This window comes from Polynucleobacter difficilis (assembly GCF_003065365.1).
GTDB classification, from domain to species: domain Bacteria; phylum Pseudomonadota; class Gammaproteobacteria; order Burkholderiales; family Burkholderiaceae; genus Polynucleobacter; species Polynucleobacter difficilis.
Genome location: NZ_CP023276.1, coordinates 1,555,565 through 1,573,367 on the forward strand (window position 1 = coordinate 1,555,565; position 17,803 = coordinate 1,573,367).

A 17,803-nucleotide genomic window follows, 5' to 3' on the forward strand; every position below is an offset into this window, starting at 1 on the left:
CTGGCTCATTACCCTAACTCAAGCCAAAACAATAAAAAAGACCTAGGCACTTCTTCCTAAGTCCTTGATATTACTGACGAGCTAACAAGGGCTTGGGTCAAGGACTAAAGGGTTATGAGAGTAAGTATTAAAAAACCACCCGAAGGTGGTTTAGTGAGCTTCCTTATTTTAAGAACTCTGCCGTTAAGTCATTCTTGGGATACGGCATCTTATCAACCTGCCAAGTCTTTGATTTTCCGGACTTAAATACCTCATTCAGATTAATTTCAATGAAGTTCGTACGATTTGCATAATTTGCTATTCTCATCCGATTATTCTTTAAGTCCTTGAGATTGACCCACTGCGTGTAATCAGAAACAACCTGCTTGCCATCCGAAGAGCGAGCTACGCCAACCGGAATATCAACGTTGTTCAAAATATGGCCAACTGTTTGTATCGCTTCTGCGCTATTACTTGGCTGATAGGTGAACTGCTTTAGATAAGCCGCCCTAACGAAGCGCGATGGTGGGGTGTAATCTGCGGGTAAACCGAGTAAGCCACCGCCCTGACCTAATTCAGTAACGTTGGTATTACCTACCGCTACCGAAGCCGTTGCTGTGGTTGTGAGAGACAAATAATTACGCACATTATTCAGGTGCCAGTCATAGGTAGGTGCATTGGTCAAAACCCCTGCAATATTGTCATGGACCCTCATTTGACCTTTAACAAACTCGACAATAATACTGTCGCCTCCCCGATCCGTTAATACAAGATGCAACCAGGGTGGGGTTGGCAATCCTTTGACTTCGCTGGGATCAAACCACACCTTGTATTTAGGGAGCTCGCTACGTAATTCTTTCACCGTGCCGAACATGCCTAAAATAAAACCACCCAAGTTCAAGATAGAAACGTAGTTCTTATCTTGCGGTGTAACAGTTTGATATTCAGTAAAACCGGGTAAAAAATTTCCACTAATCGCAAGGCCTGCTTCATTTTGACCCTCAAGATAAGCGGGAGGGCCCGCTAAAACGCCAGGCGCAACTGCGACAAAAGCATATTTACTGGATAGGCTTGTTGCGGGCAACTTAAGGGAACTTGGGGCGCTGAGGGTAATGGGGGTGCCCTTCGGATTTGCGGTGAGCTGCCACTTCATATCAAAAGCCCATTCCATGGTTCTTCCCGCCACAACCGAGCCATCTTTTGCGACGATATTCACGGCGGTACACGCATGACTTGCCATCGGGGCAATTACCAGGGTGATAGAAACGGATGCAGCGACTATTTTTTTAATCATGGGCTGTTTCACGGAGATTCCTTAGGTCAGGTTCATTTAACGTGCATAGCATAGCATTCACAGGAGGCGATAGCTGCCGCCTCCCTAAGAATCATAAAATTTAATTCGGTATAGGGCTGCGCAATCGCCACTTAGTAAGAAGATTGAATCTACTGACCTACTGATAACTCAGTTCGCGTGCCTTACCCCAAAATACTCGGTACGAGTAGAAGGTATAAATCAAAATCGTGGGCAATACCACAATCGCACCCCAAAAAATGACATATAGCGATTCAGTGGCTGCAGCTGCTTGCCATAAGGTCATTTTTCCTACAATGACGTATGGAAAAATACTGTACGCAATGCCAAAAAAAGATAGCCAAAAAATGGCTACTACCGCTACAAACGGAACCCACTCTTTTTTGCTGGTACCGCTTTGTAATGCACTAACTGATTTCAGTACCACGAGAAATAATGCTGCAGTTAGTAATGGAATGGGTGATAGCCATAGGATGTTTGGCATCACAAACCATTTATTCATAATTTCTGGGCTGAAATACGGCGTGGCAATGGATACCAAGCCAACACCTCCGGCTGTCAGCCACAGGCTAACCTTAGCCCACCCCATTGCCTGCTTTTGCAATTCACCTTCTGTCTTTAGGATCAACCAGGTAGAGCCTAGTAAGGCATAGCCGGCAGGCAAACAAATGCCCACTAAGAAAGCAAAAACCCAACCCAAGAAACCAGATTCAAAGCCAACAATCAAGCGGCCGATCATGACTCCTTGCGCAACCGATGCAATTAAGCTGCCTAAATAAAATAGAAAGTTCCACAAGGGTTTTTGACTCGTATTGACTTTCACCCTGAAATCAAATGAAACGCCCCGCAGAATGAGTCCAATCAGCATGGCAGTCACCGGCAGATACAGTTCGGTGAGCACAACTCCATGTGCCAACGGAAATGCAACCAATAGCAAGCCAACGCCCAATACAATCCACGTCTCATTGGCATCCCAAAAAGGGCCAATGGAGGCAATCATCATGTCTTTGTTGTGATCCGCGGTGCGGTTAAGTAATAAACCGACGCCTAAGTCATAGCCATCCAATACAACGTAGGACAAAACAGCGATGCCCATGGCCACAAAGAAAAACAAGGGAAGCCATGCTGCGGGAGCAGTCAGATCAGGTGGCATTATTGGGCTCCTAATGGGTTTGTGGTGCTAGCCGATACAGGGATGATGCTTGGCTGAGCAATCGATTTATCGTCCACTTTGCGTGTTAAGTAAAACACCACCCAAATATAGGCAAACAGTAAGCCCACATAAACCGCAAGATACGCCAATAGACTGCTAAGTACCATACCCGTTGGCAATTTAGTAACCGCTTCTGCCGTAGTGAGAACGCCGGTCACTAAATAGGGTTGACGTCCAATTTCCGTGACATACCAGCCGGCGAGAACGCCAATCCATCCGGAAAATGTCATGAGTACAAGACCTTTTGCCATCCAGCGGGGTAACTCACGGCCGCCGCGGAGTTGCCAACGCCCCAGCCAAGAAGTGAGCAACATAAGTAGGCCAACGCCCACCATGATTCGAAATGCGAAAAACACAGGGGCTACAGGCGGAATCTTATCGCCGAAGTCATTTAAACCTTTGACCTCTCCATTCCAGTCATGCGTTAGATAGAAAGAAGCTAATTTAGGAATGCTGACTTCATATCGATTGGATTGCGTCTTTGGATCAGGTATGCCAATAAGAACCGCAGGAACACCTTTGCCGCCCTCCCAGATGCCCTCCATTGCGGCTAACTTAGCGGGTTGATGCTCTAGGGTATTAAGGCCATGCAGGTCACCCAACACAATTTGTACCGGCGTCAAAATCATGGCGGCGGTTAATGCCAGCTTTAATACCGCATGATTGGCACTCGCCCGGCAACCACGTAAATAACGATACGCCGATAAACCCGCCAGGAGAAAGGAGACCGTTAGGAATGAGGCGACCATCATGTGCAATAGTCGATATGGCATGGATGGATTAAAGATAATCGCAAACCAGTCGTCAGCAAACGCGCGGCCATCAACCATGCTGAAGCCTTGTGGGGTGTGCATCCATGAATTTAAGGCAATAATCCAAAATGCCGACAAGGTTGTGCCAAAGGCAACCAAGAAAATAGACATGGTGTGAACGCGTTGCGAAACGCGCTTGGCACCAAAGAGCATGACACCTAAAAAAGTGGCCTCAAGGAAGAAAGCGGTCAATACCTCGTATGCCAATAATGGGCCCGCAATATTACCAACGACCTCCATATAGCCTGGCCAATTGGTGCCGAACTGAAAGCTCATGGTAATACCACTTACAACACCTAGCGCAAACGTAAGGGCAAAGATTTTTACCCAAAACTGGTAGGCGTCTTGCCATGAAGGATCGCCCGTTTTGTTGTGCTGTAACTTGAAGTACAGCAAGAACCAACCGAGTGCAATTGATATGGTGGGGAACAGAATATGAAAGGAAATATTGGCGCCAAATTGAATTCGGCTGAGCAGGAGGGTATCGATCATGAACGGCCCTTTAAGTAAAACGATAGTTGGTGGTTATGAATGCATGCACACATTTAATAGTATGTACCTTTATTTTGAAAACAGTACTTTAGTAATAGCTGTAGAGCTAAAATAATATTATTTAATTATACATTATATTTTACAGTATATTATTAATAGCATGCGTGAATAATCAACACTTTGCAAACCATTAGGATTTCAAGAGCTTACATCTCCTAAACATCGGTGTGGTGATTGGTTTAGTAAAATATAAGATCATTCAAGAAATAGGCTCTTACCCTTTGGTTTTAAAAAACCACAGGTTGTTTAGAGCAATCCTCTAATACTTCGTTGCTCCAAACAGCCTTATATGCGGTTGGTAGGCATTACTTAAGGTGGCGCTTAAATGACCAATTCTCACCTTTTATCTCAAAACAAGTTTTTTAAAATTAGGTGAGTTTGGGTTCTCTCTGGTTATGAGTACCCTGCATTAATCAGCCTAGTCAGGGCCCCTATATAAATTAGGCTTTTTAAGGCATTCGTTGCAATAAAGAATTTAACCTTTAATCAACTGTCATTTTGGAAGTTTGAATCACCTTACCCCAGCGATCCAATTCTTTGCGGGTAAAGTCACCCAGCTCAGCAGGCGTCATCGTTTGAATGGTTGTTCCAGCGCCGTCCGCTCTAGCTTTAGCTTCTGGCGAGTTCAAAGCCGATCCAAGTGCTAGGTTCAGTTTTTGAATGATCTCTGGATTAGTGCCAGCAGGCGCAAACATAGCAAACCACGAATCTAATTCATAATTTGGCAAGCCCGCTTCATCTGTTGTTGGCATCTGTGGCAAAGCGCCAAGGCGCTTCTTTCCAGTGACGGCTAAACCACGCAACCGTCCAGCTTGAATTTGACTGACAACACCAGCTGGGGTTGTAATAAACATATCAACCTGCCCGCCCATTAAATCTTGAACTGCAGGGCCCGATCCGCGATACGGAATATGGGTAATGAATGTTCCGGTTTGTTGCTTAAAGAGTTCGCCTGCAATGTGCTGAATCGAGCCAGACCCTGAGGAAGCGTAATTTAACTTACCCGGATTCTTCTTTGCATACGCAATCAGTTCCTTCAAATTATTAATCGGTAGCTTGGGGTTAATTGCGATTACTTGCGGAGCCACCGTCATCATGCCGACTGGAGCAAAATCCCGAATCGGATCCCAGCCCGCCTGCTTAAACAAATGGGGGTTTCCAACATGGTAGCCGCTGTAACTCACGAGCAAGGTGTAGCCATCTGGCTTGGATCGTGCAACGAATTGATTGCCAATGTTTCCAGATCCTCCTGGTTTATTTTCAACCAATACCGGCACTCCTAGAGTCTTACTCATGGACTCCGCTACCAACCGCGCAGAAAAATCCGTGGTCCCTCCGGGCGCTGTTGGCACAACCAGGGTAATTGGCTTATTAGGCCAGCTTTGGGCGTGCACGCCAGCAGATGCGATAAAAATACAGATGAGGTTGATTGCAATTAGTTTGATATTTTTGAACATGGTATCTAGCCCTTATTTGATTAATTCGGAGATCTCAATCAAGTTCTGATCGGGGTCGCGTACGTAAACGGAATTGATTTTTTGAGTAGCGCCTGTCCGCATGACTGGTCCCTCAATAATTGGCCACTGCGCTTGATTCAGATTGGCTATCACCTCATTCAGCGGTCGATCAGCAATAAAACATAAATCCAAGGACCCCGGTGTTGGGATATCCGCTTTGGGCTCAAACTCTTTACCCTTAATGTGTAGGTTGATTTTTTGATTACCAAAGCGAAAGGCTTTACGCTCCACTGGCGGCGTTCCGCCAATAAAAGATTCCAACTGCATGCCGAGTACCCGCGTGTAAAAATCAATGCAGGCAGTTTCTTTTGCAGTTGTTAAAACCAGATGGTCTAAGTGATCAATCATAGCGCTCCCCCTATTGGCAAGGCGGCTCTGGATGCAAATCGTGAATGCGTCCGGCTTTAGCAACTTGACCTGGGACATCATGACCCACAATCTGCGGGAGTCTTTTTGCAATCGCCAGCAGCGCATCCACATCAATACCGGTATCGTACCCCATTGCATCCACCATATGAATGGCATCTTCACTGCATACGTTGCCGCTCGCTCCAGGAGCATAAGGGCAACCGCCTAAGCCGCCTAATGAGCCGTCAAAGCGCGTAATCCCAGACTGCACGGAAGCCAGTATGTTTGCCAAACCCATACCCCTCGTATTGTGAAAATGCATGGTGAGTTGCAAGTGTTTAAATTGCTTGTGAAGAGCGTCGATCATTTTTGTCACCTGTACCGGTTGAGCCATTCCCGTTGTGTCGCAAATGGTGACGCCACGAACGCCTAAATTATCAAAACGGCTTACGTAATCAATCACAACATCCTGGGGAACATCTCCCTCCATCGGGCAGCCAAATGCGGTGGATAAAGAGACGTTAATTGGAATTCTGCCGTTGATGAATTCAATCACCTCGCGCAAAGCCGAGAAGCTCTCTTCGCGTCCCATCCGCAAATTACTGCGGTTATGGGTTTCTGAAGTCGACATGACTAAATTCAGCTCATCCGCTTTTGAATCCAAAGCGCGCTGTGCACCCCGTAAATTAGGTACCAATACTGAATACTCTACTTTGGGATTGCGCTGAATTCGGCTCATGACCTCTTCAGCATCTTTCAGCATCGGAATTGCTTTGGGCGATGTAAAGGAAGTGACCTCGACCTTTGCATATCCGCATTGGCTTAAGGTGTCGATCAATTCGACCTTTTGATCGGTTGGGATAAAGTTTGGCTCAATTTGAAAGCCATCCCGCGTAGCAACTTCATTAAAGTAAATTCGGTTCATATTTATCTCAGTGCGTAAATGCAATGCCTTTCTCTTTTAACGCAGCAATCTGCTGGCTAGTGAGCCCAATCTCGCTCAAGATTTGATCGGTTTGCTCGCCCACCTCCGGTGCCAGTGATTTGATCGAGCCTGGTGTTCGCGATAACTTAGGAACAATACCCGGAACCTGCAAAGCACTCCCATCCTTCATATGGATTGTTTCAATCATTCCACGGGCGTGGTAGTGGGGGTCCTTGGCAATATCTTCAACCGTAAATATCTTGCCTGCAGGAACACTGGCCCGATCCAGTGCCTCTAGAACCTGTTCCGCAGTCATTTGACTAGCCCAAATGCCAATTGCCTGATCCAATTCACCAACCCGTTTTACTCGCCCGTCATTGCTGCCGAGTCCGGCGTCTTGACCCAGATCTTCCCGTCCTATGACTTGCATAAGGCGCTTAAAAATACTATCGCCATTACCCGCAATCAAAACGTACTTTCCGTCCCGGCACTGATATGCATTGGATGGCGCAATACCCGGTAATGCACTGCCGGCCGCTTGCCTTACTTCACCAAAGGCGCTGTACTCCGGCAGCAGACTCTCCATGCAGTTAAAGACTGCTTCGTAAAGTGCAATATCGATGACTTGCCCTTTGCCGCTGGTATGCCGCTCCTGCAATGCAAGCAAAATTCCAATAACGCCATGTAGCGAGGCGAGTGTGTCTCCAATGCTGATGCCGACTCGCACTGGAGTTCGCCCTGGCTCGGCGGTTAAGTGCCGCAAACCACCCATGGCTTCCGCTACTACGCCAAATCCAGGCTTATCGCGGTAAGGGCCTGTTTGACCATAGCCACTGATGCGCAGCACGATTAACTCGGGGTTGATCTTTAGTAAATCATTTGGATCAAGACCCCAGGACTCTAAGGTGCCTGGGCGAAAATTTTCGATCAGGATATCTGCCTCTTGAATTAAGGCCCTTACAATCTCTTGCGCCTCCAAGAGCTTTAAGTCTAAGGAAAGTGAACGCTTATTACGTGACTGAACCTGCCACCAAACGGATGTACCGTCTTTTAGCAAACGCCATTTGCGTAGCGCATCTCCAACGATTGGCGCCTCGATCTTAATGACATCCGCACCAAAGTCACCCAATGTCTTAGCCGCAAAAGGACCGGCAATGAGCTGACCCATTTCAATTACTTTGAGATTTGCTAAAGGCTCCATAGTCGTACTATTCTCAAAAAAATGATTTCAAGGATCTCAGGCAATCTATCCGGTATTTCTAAGCCCGGCTGCGATTCCATTGATGGCAATATGAATACCCCTCTGTACCCTATCATCATGCTTGCCTGCTCGATAGCGTCTTGCTAACTCGATCTGTAAATGATGCAGTGGGTCGATATAAGGAAAGCGGGTTCGTATCGATCTTGCTAGGGATGGATTATTAGCGAGACGTACTTTTTCTCCAGTAACTAAGTTCAGGGCATCTACTGTTTTATTCCACTCAGCTTCAATAGCGGTAAATATTTTCTTGCGTAGCTTCACATCAGGGACTAGTTCGCTATAACGAGAGGCCAATGCTAAATCACTCTTGGCTAGAGCCATATCCATATTCGATAACAAGGTCCTAAAAAATGGCCAATCCTTATACATCTTTTGCAAAAGAGCGAGTGCCGCTTTCTTATCTGCAGCCTTAGGGTGATTTAAGAACTCGTCAACCGCAGATCCAAAGCCAAACCAACCCGGAAGGGTCAAACGGCATTGACCCCAGCTAAATCCCCATGGAATCGCCCTTAAATCTTCGATTTTCTGATTAGCCTTACGACTCGCTGGCCTAGAACCAATATTGAGCTTTGCAATCTCTCGAATCGGCGTTGCATCAAAGAAATATTCAGCAAACCCTGGAGTCTCATACACAAGAGCTCGGTAAGCACGCATACTATCTTGCGAGATTTTCGCGGCAGCCTCTAAAAATGCTTTACTCGCCGGCTTAGTTGGCTTTAGCAAAGTGGCCTCTAGCGTTGCGGCTACTAATGTTTCTAAATTGCGTCTACCAATCTCAGGATTGGCGTACTTTGACCCAATCACTTCGCCCTGCTCGGTTAACCGAATTTGTCCACGGACCGTACCAGGAGGCTGAGCCAAGATTGCCTCGTAACTTGGGCCCCCGCCACGACCAACGGTACCGCCTCTGCCATGGAACAAGCGGAGCTTCACACCATGCTTTTCCTCCAGCGGCTGGAATACATTAACTAAGGCAAGCTCCGCACAATATAACTCCCAATTGCTTGTGACAATCCCGCCATCTTTATTCGAGTCAGAATAGCCCAACATAATGTCTTGCTCAGCACCAGAGCGCTTTACTAAATCTAAGATTCCCGGCAAGGCATAGAAATCGTGCATGATTGGGGCGGCATTACGCAAATCTTCAATTGTCTCGAATAATGGAACAACAATGAGGTCGGCTGTGGATTTCTTACCTAAGGTTTCATGCATTAAGCCCACTTCTTTTTGGAGCAGCAGAACCTCTAGTAGGTCGCTGACAGTCTCAGTGTGACTGATGATGTAGTGGCGAATAGTGTCATTACCAAAGAGATGGCGCGTTTTCTTGGCCATTTCAAAAATGGCGATTTCAGAAAGTGCGAATTCAGAGTATTGATGGCCAACCACACGAAGTGGTCTTGGGTCTTTTAAGAGAGATAGCAAAAGCTCGCGTCTTTGCTCTTCAGAAAGACTTGAATAATCCACCTGAATGGATGCCACTTTAAGTAGTTCAGCCAAAACAGCTTCATGCATATCTGAGCTTTGACGCAAGTCCACCGTAGCCAAATGAAAACCAAAGACCTCAACCGCTCTAATCAAGCCATGTAAGCGGCGATTTGCCAGCGCTTTTGCACCTTGCAACACAAGTGAAGCTTCGATTGTCTTGAGATCCGATAAAAAATCGTGTGAACTACTGTAGGGGTTTTGCGGCGCCACAGCATGACGAACGGCATCTGTTCCAGTCAATGTCTTTAAAGTAGCTGCCAGCCGAGAATAAATACCAGTGAGCGCTCTGCGATAGGGCTCATCCTGACGATGCTCATTGGTATCTGGGGAGCTGGCTGCAAGCGCTTGCATCTTTTTCGGGAATTGTAGGAGCAGCGCGGATACGGATAACTCTCTGCCCAAGTAATGCACTTCAGTTAAATAGTGCCGTAATACCATTTCAGCTTGCCTAGACACTGCGTACTCCAGTGTCTTAGCGGTGACATTGGGGTTGCCATCACGATCGCCGCCAATCCACTGACCCATCTTGAGAAAGCTAGCTACGGGATTTCCGGCAAGGGAACCCTCTATTTCAGCGTAGATCTTGGGAATTTCTCTTAAAAAAGTAGTTTCATAGTACGTTAGCGCATTCTCAATTTCGTCAGCAACTGTTAGCTTAGTAAATCGCAATAAACGGGTATGCCAAAGCTGCAATACACGAGCCCGAATTTGCTCCTCATTGGCTTTCAGATCTTTATTAAGCAGGGCGTCCTTTTCTGGATTATTTGCTTTTGATGATTCTTTAATCTGATCACGTGCAGCCAAGAGATTGGCAATATCCCGCTCAGCTTCCAAAATACTGGTTCTTTGCACTTCAGTAGGATGGGCTGTCAGCACCGGGGAGATCAAACTCTCTTCCAGCGTCTTGGAGATCAGCTTATTTGTTACGCCGGCAGCATGCAGTTTTTTCATGGTCATAGAAACGCTGCCATCTTGATAGCCGCCAATACGTTCGTGCTCTATACGAAGACGAATGTCATGCCTATCTTCAGCTAAATTTGCTAAATGACTAAAGTAAGTAAAAGCACGAAGGACTTTTACCGCATTGTCACTAGTGAGCCCTTTAAGAAGTTTGCTCAGTTCGTGATTGGCTTTCTGATTGGCATCACGATGAAAGGCCACAGATAATTTTCTGATCTGCTCTACCAAGGCATAGACAATATCGCCCTCCTGCTCGCGAATGATGTCGCCTAGAATTTTTCCTAATAGTCGGATGTCATCTATTAACGGTAGTTCGGTATTTTTCAAATGAGACTCCACCTATAGGCATTAAGATAATGAGCAGTAGATTATTGGTATTAAGGCGTAGTTTGATTAATGATTCATTTTAATCATTCAATTTCGCTTTTATGAAATTAGCCTAAAGTTATGCCTTGGTAGCCATGCCCCGCAATCTACATATAGTTCATTACTCCATTTACTGACCTATATCTATTGGGCTGAATGCGGGAGATGTATAGAGACTGCCTACACACACGGCAGAGCAGAAAGAAAAACGGCCTAGGGATCTCTCCCTAAGTCTTTGATATTGCTGGTGGGCCCACCAGGACTTGAACCTGGGACCAAAGGATTATGAGAGCAGATATCCAAAGAAAACCACTAGGATTTCAAGAGCTTACGTCGCCTGTTTATCGGTGTGTGAGTATTTGTGTGACTAATTTAAACAGAGCAGAAGAAACACTGACTCACTCTTTGGTTTTCTAAACCACAGGATTTTTGGAGCAACCATCTAACACCTCGTTGCTCCAAAGTACTTTTTGAGTGGTTAATAAGCGTTACTTAAAGTAACGCTTGATTAGCCAATGACCGCCATCGACCCAAAGGCGGACCTTGGCGGAACATGGCTCCACCAATCAACGATAGCAATCCGATTACTTCACAACAACCCAATCTATAGGCTAGATTGAGGTGATTTAACTTATAAATTAAATCTTGCTGTAATCACTTTCGCCTTTATCTTGATAACTGCTATGGCCTTAGCACCCTTGGGAATAGCGAAATTACCTTTCACTTCCAATTTCCCTTCATTAGGCAGTAGCTCATAATCTTTTTTATCTGATCCAATTAAGACTGTCAGCTTTGCGGTCCCACCATCTATAGGTATCGGTTTACCGTGGTCCGTCAAATACAGCGACAAGCTATCAGGCTTTGCAACCAATTCAATATCAATGTCCTTAGCCTCTACTATGACACCGCCATGCATTGGTTTTAATTCATGGCCAGCTCCAGCTTGAACTAAGCCAGTAAAACTGATGAGCAAGGTTGCAATCAACATCATTGATTTCATATAAACCCCTTTAAATTAAAATACTTCGTTAGTTTTCATATTGCTCAAGGCTATTTCAGATGCTTTTTTCCCGTAAAGCCAAAACATGGCTGGCGTTAAAAAAGTATCCAATAAGGTAGAACTGAGGAGCCCGGAGAAAATAACAACTGCTACTGGATGCAATATCTCTGTACCAGGACGCTCTGCTTCAAATAACAATGGCGCCAAGGCAAAAGCTGTGACCAAAGCTGTCATTAGTACAGGACTTAAGCGCTCAATTGATCCGCGAATAATCATTGCCAGGCTAAACGATTCACCCTCTGACTGCATCAAATTCAGGTAATGACTAATTTTTAAGATTCCGTTACGCACAGATATTCCTGCTAGCGTGATAAATCCTATTAATGCAGCAATCGAGAGTGGCTGGCCTGAAATCCATAAACCAATCACTGCTCCGACCATAGCCAATGGAATGTTAGACATAATCATTAAAGATAAGCGTATGGACTTATAGCGATTATTTAAAACCGCAAACATCAAAAGAAATGATCCAATTGATAGCAAACCAATTACTTTAGATGCCTCTTCTTGCGCTTTAAATTGGCCATCTAGAGTAATGAAGTACCCCTCTGGAAGAGTCTGATTAGAGATCACAGTTCTAATATCAGCCACGATATCTGACAAGGCACGCTTGGAGGCATTAGCCGATAAGACAATTCTTCGCTTACCGCCGTCTCTGCTAATTTGATTTGGGCCATCCCCATCCTCAATGCTGGCAATTTTTGAGAGTGGGATTTTTCCATTTGGCGTATCAATCAAGATATCAGCAAGACCTTCTAAATTTCTTGCTGAGTCTGGTAGCTTGATCACTAAGGCAAACCGTCGATTACCCTCAATAATTTGCGAGAGTCTCTCCCCCTCAACCATGCCCTGCAAGGTGGCCATAATCTGAGAAGTTGAAACTCCGTATTGCGCTGCTTTATCGTAATCAATTCGCACCTTAATTTGTGGTGCTAAAACCTGCTTTTCTATTTCTAAATCAACTAAGCCTTCAATGCCCGCTAATTTGGATCTCAAAAGATCGGCTTGGCTACGCAGCACGTCTAAATCATCTCCAAAAATCTTAATCGCAATTTGTGACCGAACTCCTGAAAGCATGTGATCTATTCGATGTGAGATTGGCTGACCGATTGCAATTGCAGCGGGTAAGTTAACTAATCTTGACCTAATATCTGCCTGTATCTCAGACATGGAGCGATCTAAATCTCCCGCAGGCTTTAAACCAACATCTAACTCACTCACATGTACACCTTCTGCATGCTCATCCAATTCTGCGCGGCCACTCCTGCGTCCAACATAAGTCACTTCAGGAACCTGCCTGACTAACTTTTCTGCTTGGCTGGCTAGGCCTGCCGATTCAGAGAGTGAGACACCAGGATTTAAACGCAGCCCGATCAGTAAAGTCCCTTCGTTAAAGGGCGGTAAAAATGAGCTCGCCATAAAGGGAACACTGGCAGCAGCTACGATGACGGATGCAAAAGCATACATCAGAGGCTTTTTAGGCGCCGCTAACAACCTTGATAACTGAAACTCATAATGGCTTTTAAGCCAAGTGACAATCTTTGTATCGTGATCCCTCAGGGACTGCATTGAGGGCAGCAGATAAAAGCAGAGTACTGGTGTGATAGTCACTGAAACTAAAAGTGATGCAAGAGTAGAGACTATAAATGCAATACCCAAAGGCACAAATAGTCGCCCCTCTATACCTGGTAATGCAAATAATGGGATGAATACCAAAACGATGATGGCTGTAGCGTAGATAATGCCGGTCCTTACCTCAAGCGAGGCGGCTCTCACAATCGCTAGTGGACTTAATTGATCTAAAGATGCTTTATCTAGATTTGCTCTAAGGCGACGAATCACGTTTTCCACATCAACTACTGCATCATCAACTAGGCCGCCGATTGCAATGGCTAGGCCTCCTAAGGTCATCGTATTAATTGATAAACCAAAGTACTTAAAAACCAGGGCAGTTAAGAGAATTGAAACTGGAATTGCTGTTAATGAGATGAGGACCGGGCGAATTGTTCCTAAAAAGAAATACAGCACTACAGCAACAAAGATTGATGCGCCGATGAGCTTACCCTCTAAAGTGCTAATGGATGCATCAATAAAGCTCGCCTGCCTAAATGTTACTTTTGGAGCTTCCATGCCAGTTGGCAAGCCCTGCTTTAATTCTGCAATAGCTGATTCAATCTTTTTTGTTAGCACTACCGTATCTGCTGAAGGTTGTTTTTGTACACCTAGAATGACTGCTGGCCCACCTTCATAACCGGCATCACCTCGCTTAACTGCTGGTGCAAAAGTAATATCTGCAACTTGTCTTAAAAGTATTGTTTGTCCATTGCGGTTCGATACGGCAATGTTCTTTAAATCTTCAAGGCTAGAAGTTCGCCCTATATGACGAATGAGATACTCACGATTATTAGACTCAAGAAATCCACCAGACGTATTTGCAGAGTAGCCCCGCAATGCATCTTCAATCTGCAATATGCTAAGGCCTAGCTCCGCCATACGACGAGTATTAGGTTGTACTTGAAACTGCCTAACTTGCCCGCCAATAGGAATGACTTGCGCTACCCCGGGGATAGCCATCAATCTGGGTCGCAAAACCCAATCAGCATACTCGCGAACCTGCATGGATGAAATCTTAGATTCATCAATCGGAATGGCAATTTGCATAACCTCACCCATGATCGAACTAATGGGCCCCATACGCGAAACAATGCCATCCGGAATTGCTCCGTCCATAGATGAGAGTCTTTCTGAAACCATTTGCCTAGCGCGATAGATGTCTACAGACCAGTCAAAAGTAACGTATATAAAAGAGAGGCCGGCGCTAGATACTGAGCGAATGGCTTCTACTCCTGGTAAACCATTCATGGCCGTTTCGAGTGGGAATGTAATGAGTTGTTCAACTTCTTCTGAAGCCATTCCGCCAGCCTCAGTCATGATGGTGACAGTAGGCTTATTCAGATCGGGAAAGACATCCACAGGCATCTTGCTTAAGGTGTAAGCACCATAGACCATAGATATAGCACTGAGCAAAATCACTATCATGCGATTTTTTAAGCTGAAATCTAATAACCAAGTAAACATGTCTTAGTCCTTAACGAATTTGATTGATGAGGGATGCCCCATCAGTAATGACTCGTTCACCATCTTTAATACCGCTAGTGATAACAATGTTCTGACCATCTAAAGGCTCATATATAACTGTTCTGGGCTCAAATATTTCTGGGGACTTTTTAATCCAGACAATTGTTTGGTTCGAGCTGCTTTTGACTAATGATTTTGAGGGCGCCTTTACTCCAGTGACCTTGCTATCGGTATTTACAAATACTCGAATGGGCTGACCTATGGGTAAAAATTGGAGATCATCCGATTTAGCAGAAAAAGTAAGAGGCAAGGCTTGCTCTCTGAGGGTCTGTCCACCACCGAGATACTTGAGCTCAATCACTTTGCCATTGACATCCACTTTGCCATCAGCAATGTTCTTACTCAGATTTGAGTCGTAGGCAAGCGCTTCTATTAATAGCTTGGATGGATTAACAACCTCAAAGATTAGATCTCTTGCTTGTACTACTTGGCCAGACACGACACCCGTAGTAGAAATAATTCCGCTGACTGGGGCTCTTAATTCTTCATTAGCAACCGCGGCTTCTGCCTCTTCAATAGTCTTACGTGGAACCGTATCGCTAAGATCTCGCAAACGCTTTAGTCGACTTTCCGCAAGTGATCTTGATTTTCCTGGGCCAGCCTCTGGCGTTACATACGCCAAGACATCGCCTTTACTAATCTTCTGTCCGGGCAATGGAAAACCAGCTGGTCCCGGCGTAATACGGCCAGCAACAATCGCTTGCACCTTACCGCCAAAGTTAGGATCCATGATGACTTTTCCAGCTAAATCATAGGTTTTGGCATATTCCCCGAACTGGCCAGGAGTTGTCATCACGTGTAACTGGCGTTGCGCAGGCTTGGGAATAAAAAGACTGCCGTCCGACTGTCTTTTCGGAGCGTCGCCTTGAACTTGGGATACTTCCGACTCACCATGACCCGGCCCAGCATGAACCTTAAAAGCAAATAGCGCCACAGATAAACCAATAAGGATAAAGGGGCGAAATACAAAATCTCTATGTTTGCGATTCATACCCGCTCCTTGATTTGTTTGATTAATTTTTTTGCATGCGTCATCAACACCTCTTTCTTGCGATAAGAAAAATAGGCAATTGCCATCAAGAGGCTGAAATAAAGCAAGATTTTTATTGCTGATTTCCAAGAGATCAATGAGGAGTGCTCAAAGGAACTTAGATCGATAGTGGCTGCTAGTATGTCGGTAACATCATCATTAATCGTGATGGTGATCGCAGTAGGCTGATCCTTAATTTTATTTTTTAGGCGAAAGAGATACTCTCCATCACCATGAGGCTCTGAACTAATTTTAGAGCCCTCAAGCTCAATTTCAACCTTAGCTCCTTTGACCAATTCATTGGAGGAGTAGCGATCTAGGTAGAGCGTGATTTCCTTACCATTGATCACTCCTACCGCCTCATAGAGATCAGATTCAGCATAAAAGCGAGGTGATGTTTGAGTTTGTGCAGTGGTGGGTTTTTCCTCCCCATGACCAGGGCCTGCATAAGCTGCCGATGCAATTGTCAGAGATAGCGCAATTAATAGTTTTGACGCCAACTGACTATATTTGTTCAATAAATTCATAGTTAAAGTGACCTTACTCTGGTAACAGGCCAAGGGCCTGTCGTAAATTTGAAACTGAGACTGCGTAATTGATTTTTGCAATCGCAGCCTGTCTATTTGCATCCACTGCTTCTAGCTCAATACGTAGTCTTGTGGGCAAATCGGTTTCACCAAAGCGAAATGATTTGTCAAAAAATTGACGTGTTTCATTGGCTAGGTTAGACCTCTTATCTGCAGCGCCAAGCTTCATTTTTGCCGACTTCACCAAAGCCACATTTGATTCCACATTACTTAATGCAGACTCTCGCTCATAGGACAATCGAACCTCTGAATCGACCATCTCAGCTGTAGCGCTGGCCAATCTATTGGTATTGCGAGCATCAGAGCCAAAAGGAATTCTTAATCCAACAGCAACTGATTGCTGATAGGGAACGCCATAGACTTCACGGCCCTTAGTAGTCCATACTTGCAATTGTGGGGATGCCCGAGTTTGAGACTTTGCTAAGTCAACCGCTTTTTTAGCAACCTCTAACTGGTCTACAAGTGCTGCAACGATTGGCAAACTAGAATCTAGTCCTGACAGGTTTTCAGGAACCTTGGGTAACGGTTCAATATTTTTAGCAATGTCACCGAATTGAATTTTCTTGAGATACTCACTTCCCAATAAAGAACGCACCCTTTGCTCAGCATTAATGACGTTGGCCTGCGCTTCGACCAAAAAAGCTTCTGATGATGCGAGAGCCCCATTAGCCTGATGAAGATCTGCGCGAGATAAGTCTCCAGCCTTAAATCTCTTTTCAACATCAAGAGCTAAGCTCTTTGCATTCTCATTTCTGCGTAGCGCTAAATCAGACTCAATTTTTGATTTCTGGTAATTCCAATAGGCATCCCTTACTTCGGCCGCAACTCTCAATTGGGATAGATAGTATTGAGACAAAAGCTTTTTATATTCTGCATCCGCTAAATTAATTGAGCTTGACCGCTCATTCCATAACCAAAGGGGGATATCTAAACCCAGTATGGTTTCACTAGCGCCTTGATTACTGTTAGTTCTATCGGTCTTTTGCGACACTTCCACCGAAGCTGGGCTTACCAAAAGGCTGCTAGCAATTTTTTGCTTAGCAAGCGCGGCCTCTACTCGATACTGATAGGACTTATAGTCAGGTTGGCGCTCCCATGAAGATTCATAGAAGGACTTTAAGGCCGACTCGGCTTTGCGCTCGCCATTAGCCAGCGCTATTGGCGACCCCAATATAAAAACCAATCCAGTAAATTGAATGACGCAGCGACGAACTACGCCCGAATACTCTCGCAACATAAAAACTCCATTTGTTTGTTC

At 45.2% G+C, this 17,803-nt stretch carries 13 protein-coding genes; all 13 read right to left on the reverse strand.

Annotation, left to right across the window (positions count from 1 at the left end; all coding sequences use genetic code 11):
* Positions 1-163 precede the first annotated feature (163 nt).
* Positions 164-1,285, reverse strand: a complete 1,122-nt coding sequence (locus AOC34_RS07955) for a choloylglycine hydrolase family protein (RefSeq protein WP_199908284.1) — start codon at positions 1,283-1,285, stop codon at positions 164-166.
* Between the two features lie 145 nt (positions 1,286-1,430).
* The gene (locus AOC34_RS07960; protein ID WP_108469563.1) at positions 1,431-2,444 is read right to left on the reverse strand and encodes a cytochrome d ubiquinol oxidase subunit II; all 1,014 of its coding nucleotides are present in this window, start codon (positions 2,442-2,444) and stop codon (positions 1,431-1,433) included.
* Complete coding sequence (locus AOC34_RS07965; RefSeq protein WP_108469564.1) at positions 2,444-3,808, reverse strand: cytochrome ubiquinol oxidase subunit I; 1,365 nt, start codon at positions 3,806-3,808, stop codon at positions 2,444-2,446. The genes AOC34_RS07960 and AOC34_RS07965 overlap by 1 nt, the downstream gene beginning before the upstream one ends.
* Positions 3,809-4,350: 542 nt before the next feature.
* Positions 4,351-5,325, reverse strand: a complete 975-nt coding sequence (locus AOC34_RS07970; RefSeq protein WP_108469565.1) for a Bug family tripartite tricarboxylate transporter substrate binding protein — start codon at positions 5,323-5,325, stop codon at positions 4,351-4,353.
* A 12-nt stretch (positions 5,326-5,337) separates the two neighbouring features.
* Positions 5,338-5,733: a VOC family protein gene (locus AOC34_RS07975; protein WP_108469566.1), complete on the reverse strand. Its 396-nt coding sequence runs from the start codon at positions 5,731-5,733 to the stop codon at positions 5,338-5,340.
* Between the two features lie 10 nt (positions 5,734-5,743).
* Entirely contained in the window at positions 5,744-6,658 is a 915-nt protein-coding gene (locus tag AOC34_RS07980; protein WP_108469567.1) for a hydroxymethylglutaryl-CoA lyase, read from the reverse strand.
* 7 nt (positions 6,659-6,665) lie between these two features.
* Positions 6,666-7,859, reverse strand: a complete 1,194-nt coding sequence (locus tag AOC34_RS07985) for a CaiB/BaiF CoA transferase family protein (protein WP_108469568.1) — start codon at positions 7,857-7,859, stop codon at positions 6,666-6,668.
* A 45-nt stretch (positions 7,860-7,904) separates the two neighbouring features.
* On the reverse strand, positions 7,905-10,691 hold the full coding sequence (gene ppc, locus AOC34_RS07990) for a phosphoenolpyruvate carboxylase (RefSeq protein ID WP_234408080.1): 2,787 nt from the start codon (positions 10,689-10,691) through the stop codon (positions 7,905-7,907).
* A 670-nt stretch (positions 10,692-11,361) separates the two neighbouring features.
* Positions 11,362-11,730 carry a hypothetical protein gene (locus AOC34_RS07995; protein WP_108469570.1) on the reverse strand — a complete coding sequence of 123 codons (369 nt, stop codon included), beginning with the start codon at positions 11,728-11,730 and terminating at the stop codon, positions 11,362-11,364.
* A 15-nt stretch (positions 11,731-11,745) separates the two neighbouring features.
* The gene (locus AOC34_RS08000; RefSeq protein WP_108469571.1) at positions 11,746-14,868 is read right to left on the reverse strand and encodes an efflux RND transporter permease subunit; all 3,123 of its coding nucleotides are present in this window, start codon (positions 14,866-14,868) and stop codon (positions 11,746-11,748) included.
* A 10-nt stretch (positions 14,869-14,878) separates the two neighbouring features.
* On the reverse strand, positions 14,879-15,919 hold the full coding sequence (locus AOC34_RS08005) for an efflux RND transporter periplasmic adaptor subunit (RefSeq protein WP_108469572.1): 1,041 nt from the start codon (positions 15,917-15,919) through the stop codon (positions 14,879-14,881).
* The gene (locus tag AOC34_RS08010; RefSeq protein ID WP_108469573.1) at positions 15,916-16,485 is read right to left on the reverse strand and encodes a hypothetical protein; all 570 of its coding nucleotides are present in this window, start codon (positions 16,483-16,485) and stop codon (positions 15,916-15,918) included. Before AOC34_RS08010 ends, AOC34_RS08005 begins: the two co-directional genes overlap by 4 nt.
* 13 nt (positions 16,486-16,498) lie before the next feature.
* Complete coding sequence (locus tag AOC34_RS08015; RefSeq protein ID WP_108469574.1) at positions 16,499-17,782, reverse strand: TolC family protein; 1,284 nt, start codon at positions 17,780-17,782, stop codon at positions 16,499-16,501.
* Positions 17,783-17,803: the final 21 nt, after the last annotated feature.

Excerpts from the sequence above, each read along its gene's own strand:
- AOC34_RS07960 (WP_108469563.1), bottom strand. The coding sequence starts at position 2,444 with ATGCCACCTGATCTGACTGCTCCCGCAGCATGGCTTCCCTTGTTTTTC.
- AOC34_RS07965 (WP_108469564.1), bottom strand. The coding sequence starts at position 3,808 with ATGATCGATACCCTCCTGCTCAGCCGAATTCAATTTGGCGCCAATATT.
- AOC34_RS07970 (WP_108469565.1), bottom strand. The coding sequence starts at position 5,325 with ATGTTCAAAAATATCAAACTAATTGCAATCAACCTCATCTGTATTTTT.
- AOC34_RS07975 (WP_108469566.1), bottom strand. The coding sequence starts at position 5,733 with ATGATTGATCACTTAGACCATCTGGTTTTAACAACTGCAAAAGAAACT.
- AOC34_RS07980 (WP_108469567.1), bottom strand. The coding sequence starts at position 6,658 with ATGAACCGAATTTACTTTAATGAAGTTGCTACGCGGGATGGCTTTCAA.
- AOC34_RS07985 (WP_108469568.1), bottom strand. The coding sequence starts at position 7,859 with ATGGAGCCTTTAGCAAATCTCAAAGTAATTGAAATGGGTCAGCTCATT.
- AOC34_RS07995 (WP_108469570.1), bottom strand. The coding sequence starts at position 11,730 with ATGAAATCAATGATGTTGATTGCAACCTTGCTCATCAGTTTTACTGGC.
- AOC34_RS08000 (WP_108469571.1), bottom strand. The coding sequence starts at position 14,868 with ATGTTTACTTGGTTATTAGATTTCAGCTTAAAAAATCGCATGATAGTG.
- AOC34_RS08005 (WP_108469572.1), bottom strand. The coding sequence starts at position 15,919 with ATGAATCGCAAACATAGAGATTTTGTATTTCGCCCCTTTATCCTTATT.
- AOC34_RS08010 (WP_108469573.1), bottom strand. The coding sequence starts at position 16,485 with ATGAATTTATTGAACAAATATAGTCAGTTGGCGTCAAAACTATTAATT.
- AOC34_RS08015 (WP_108469574.1), bottom strand. The coding sequence starts at position 17,782 with ATGTTGCGAGAGTATTCGGGCGTAGTTCGTCGCTGCGTCATTCAATTT.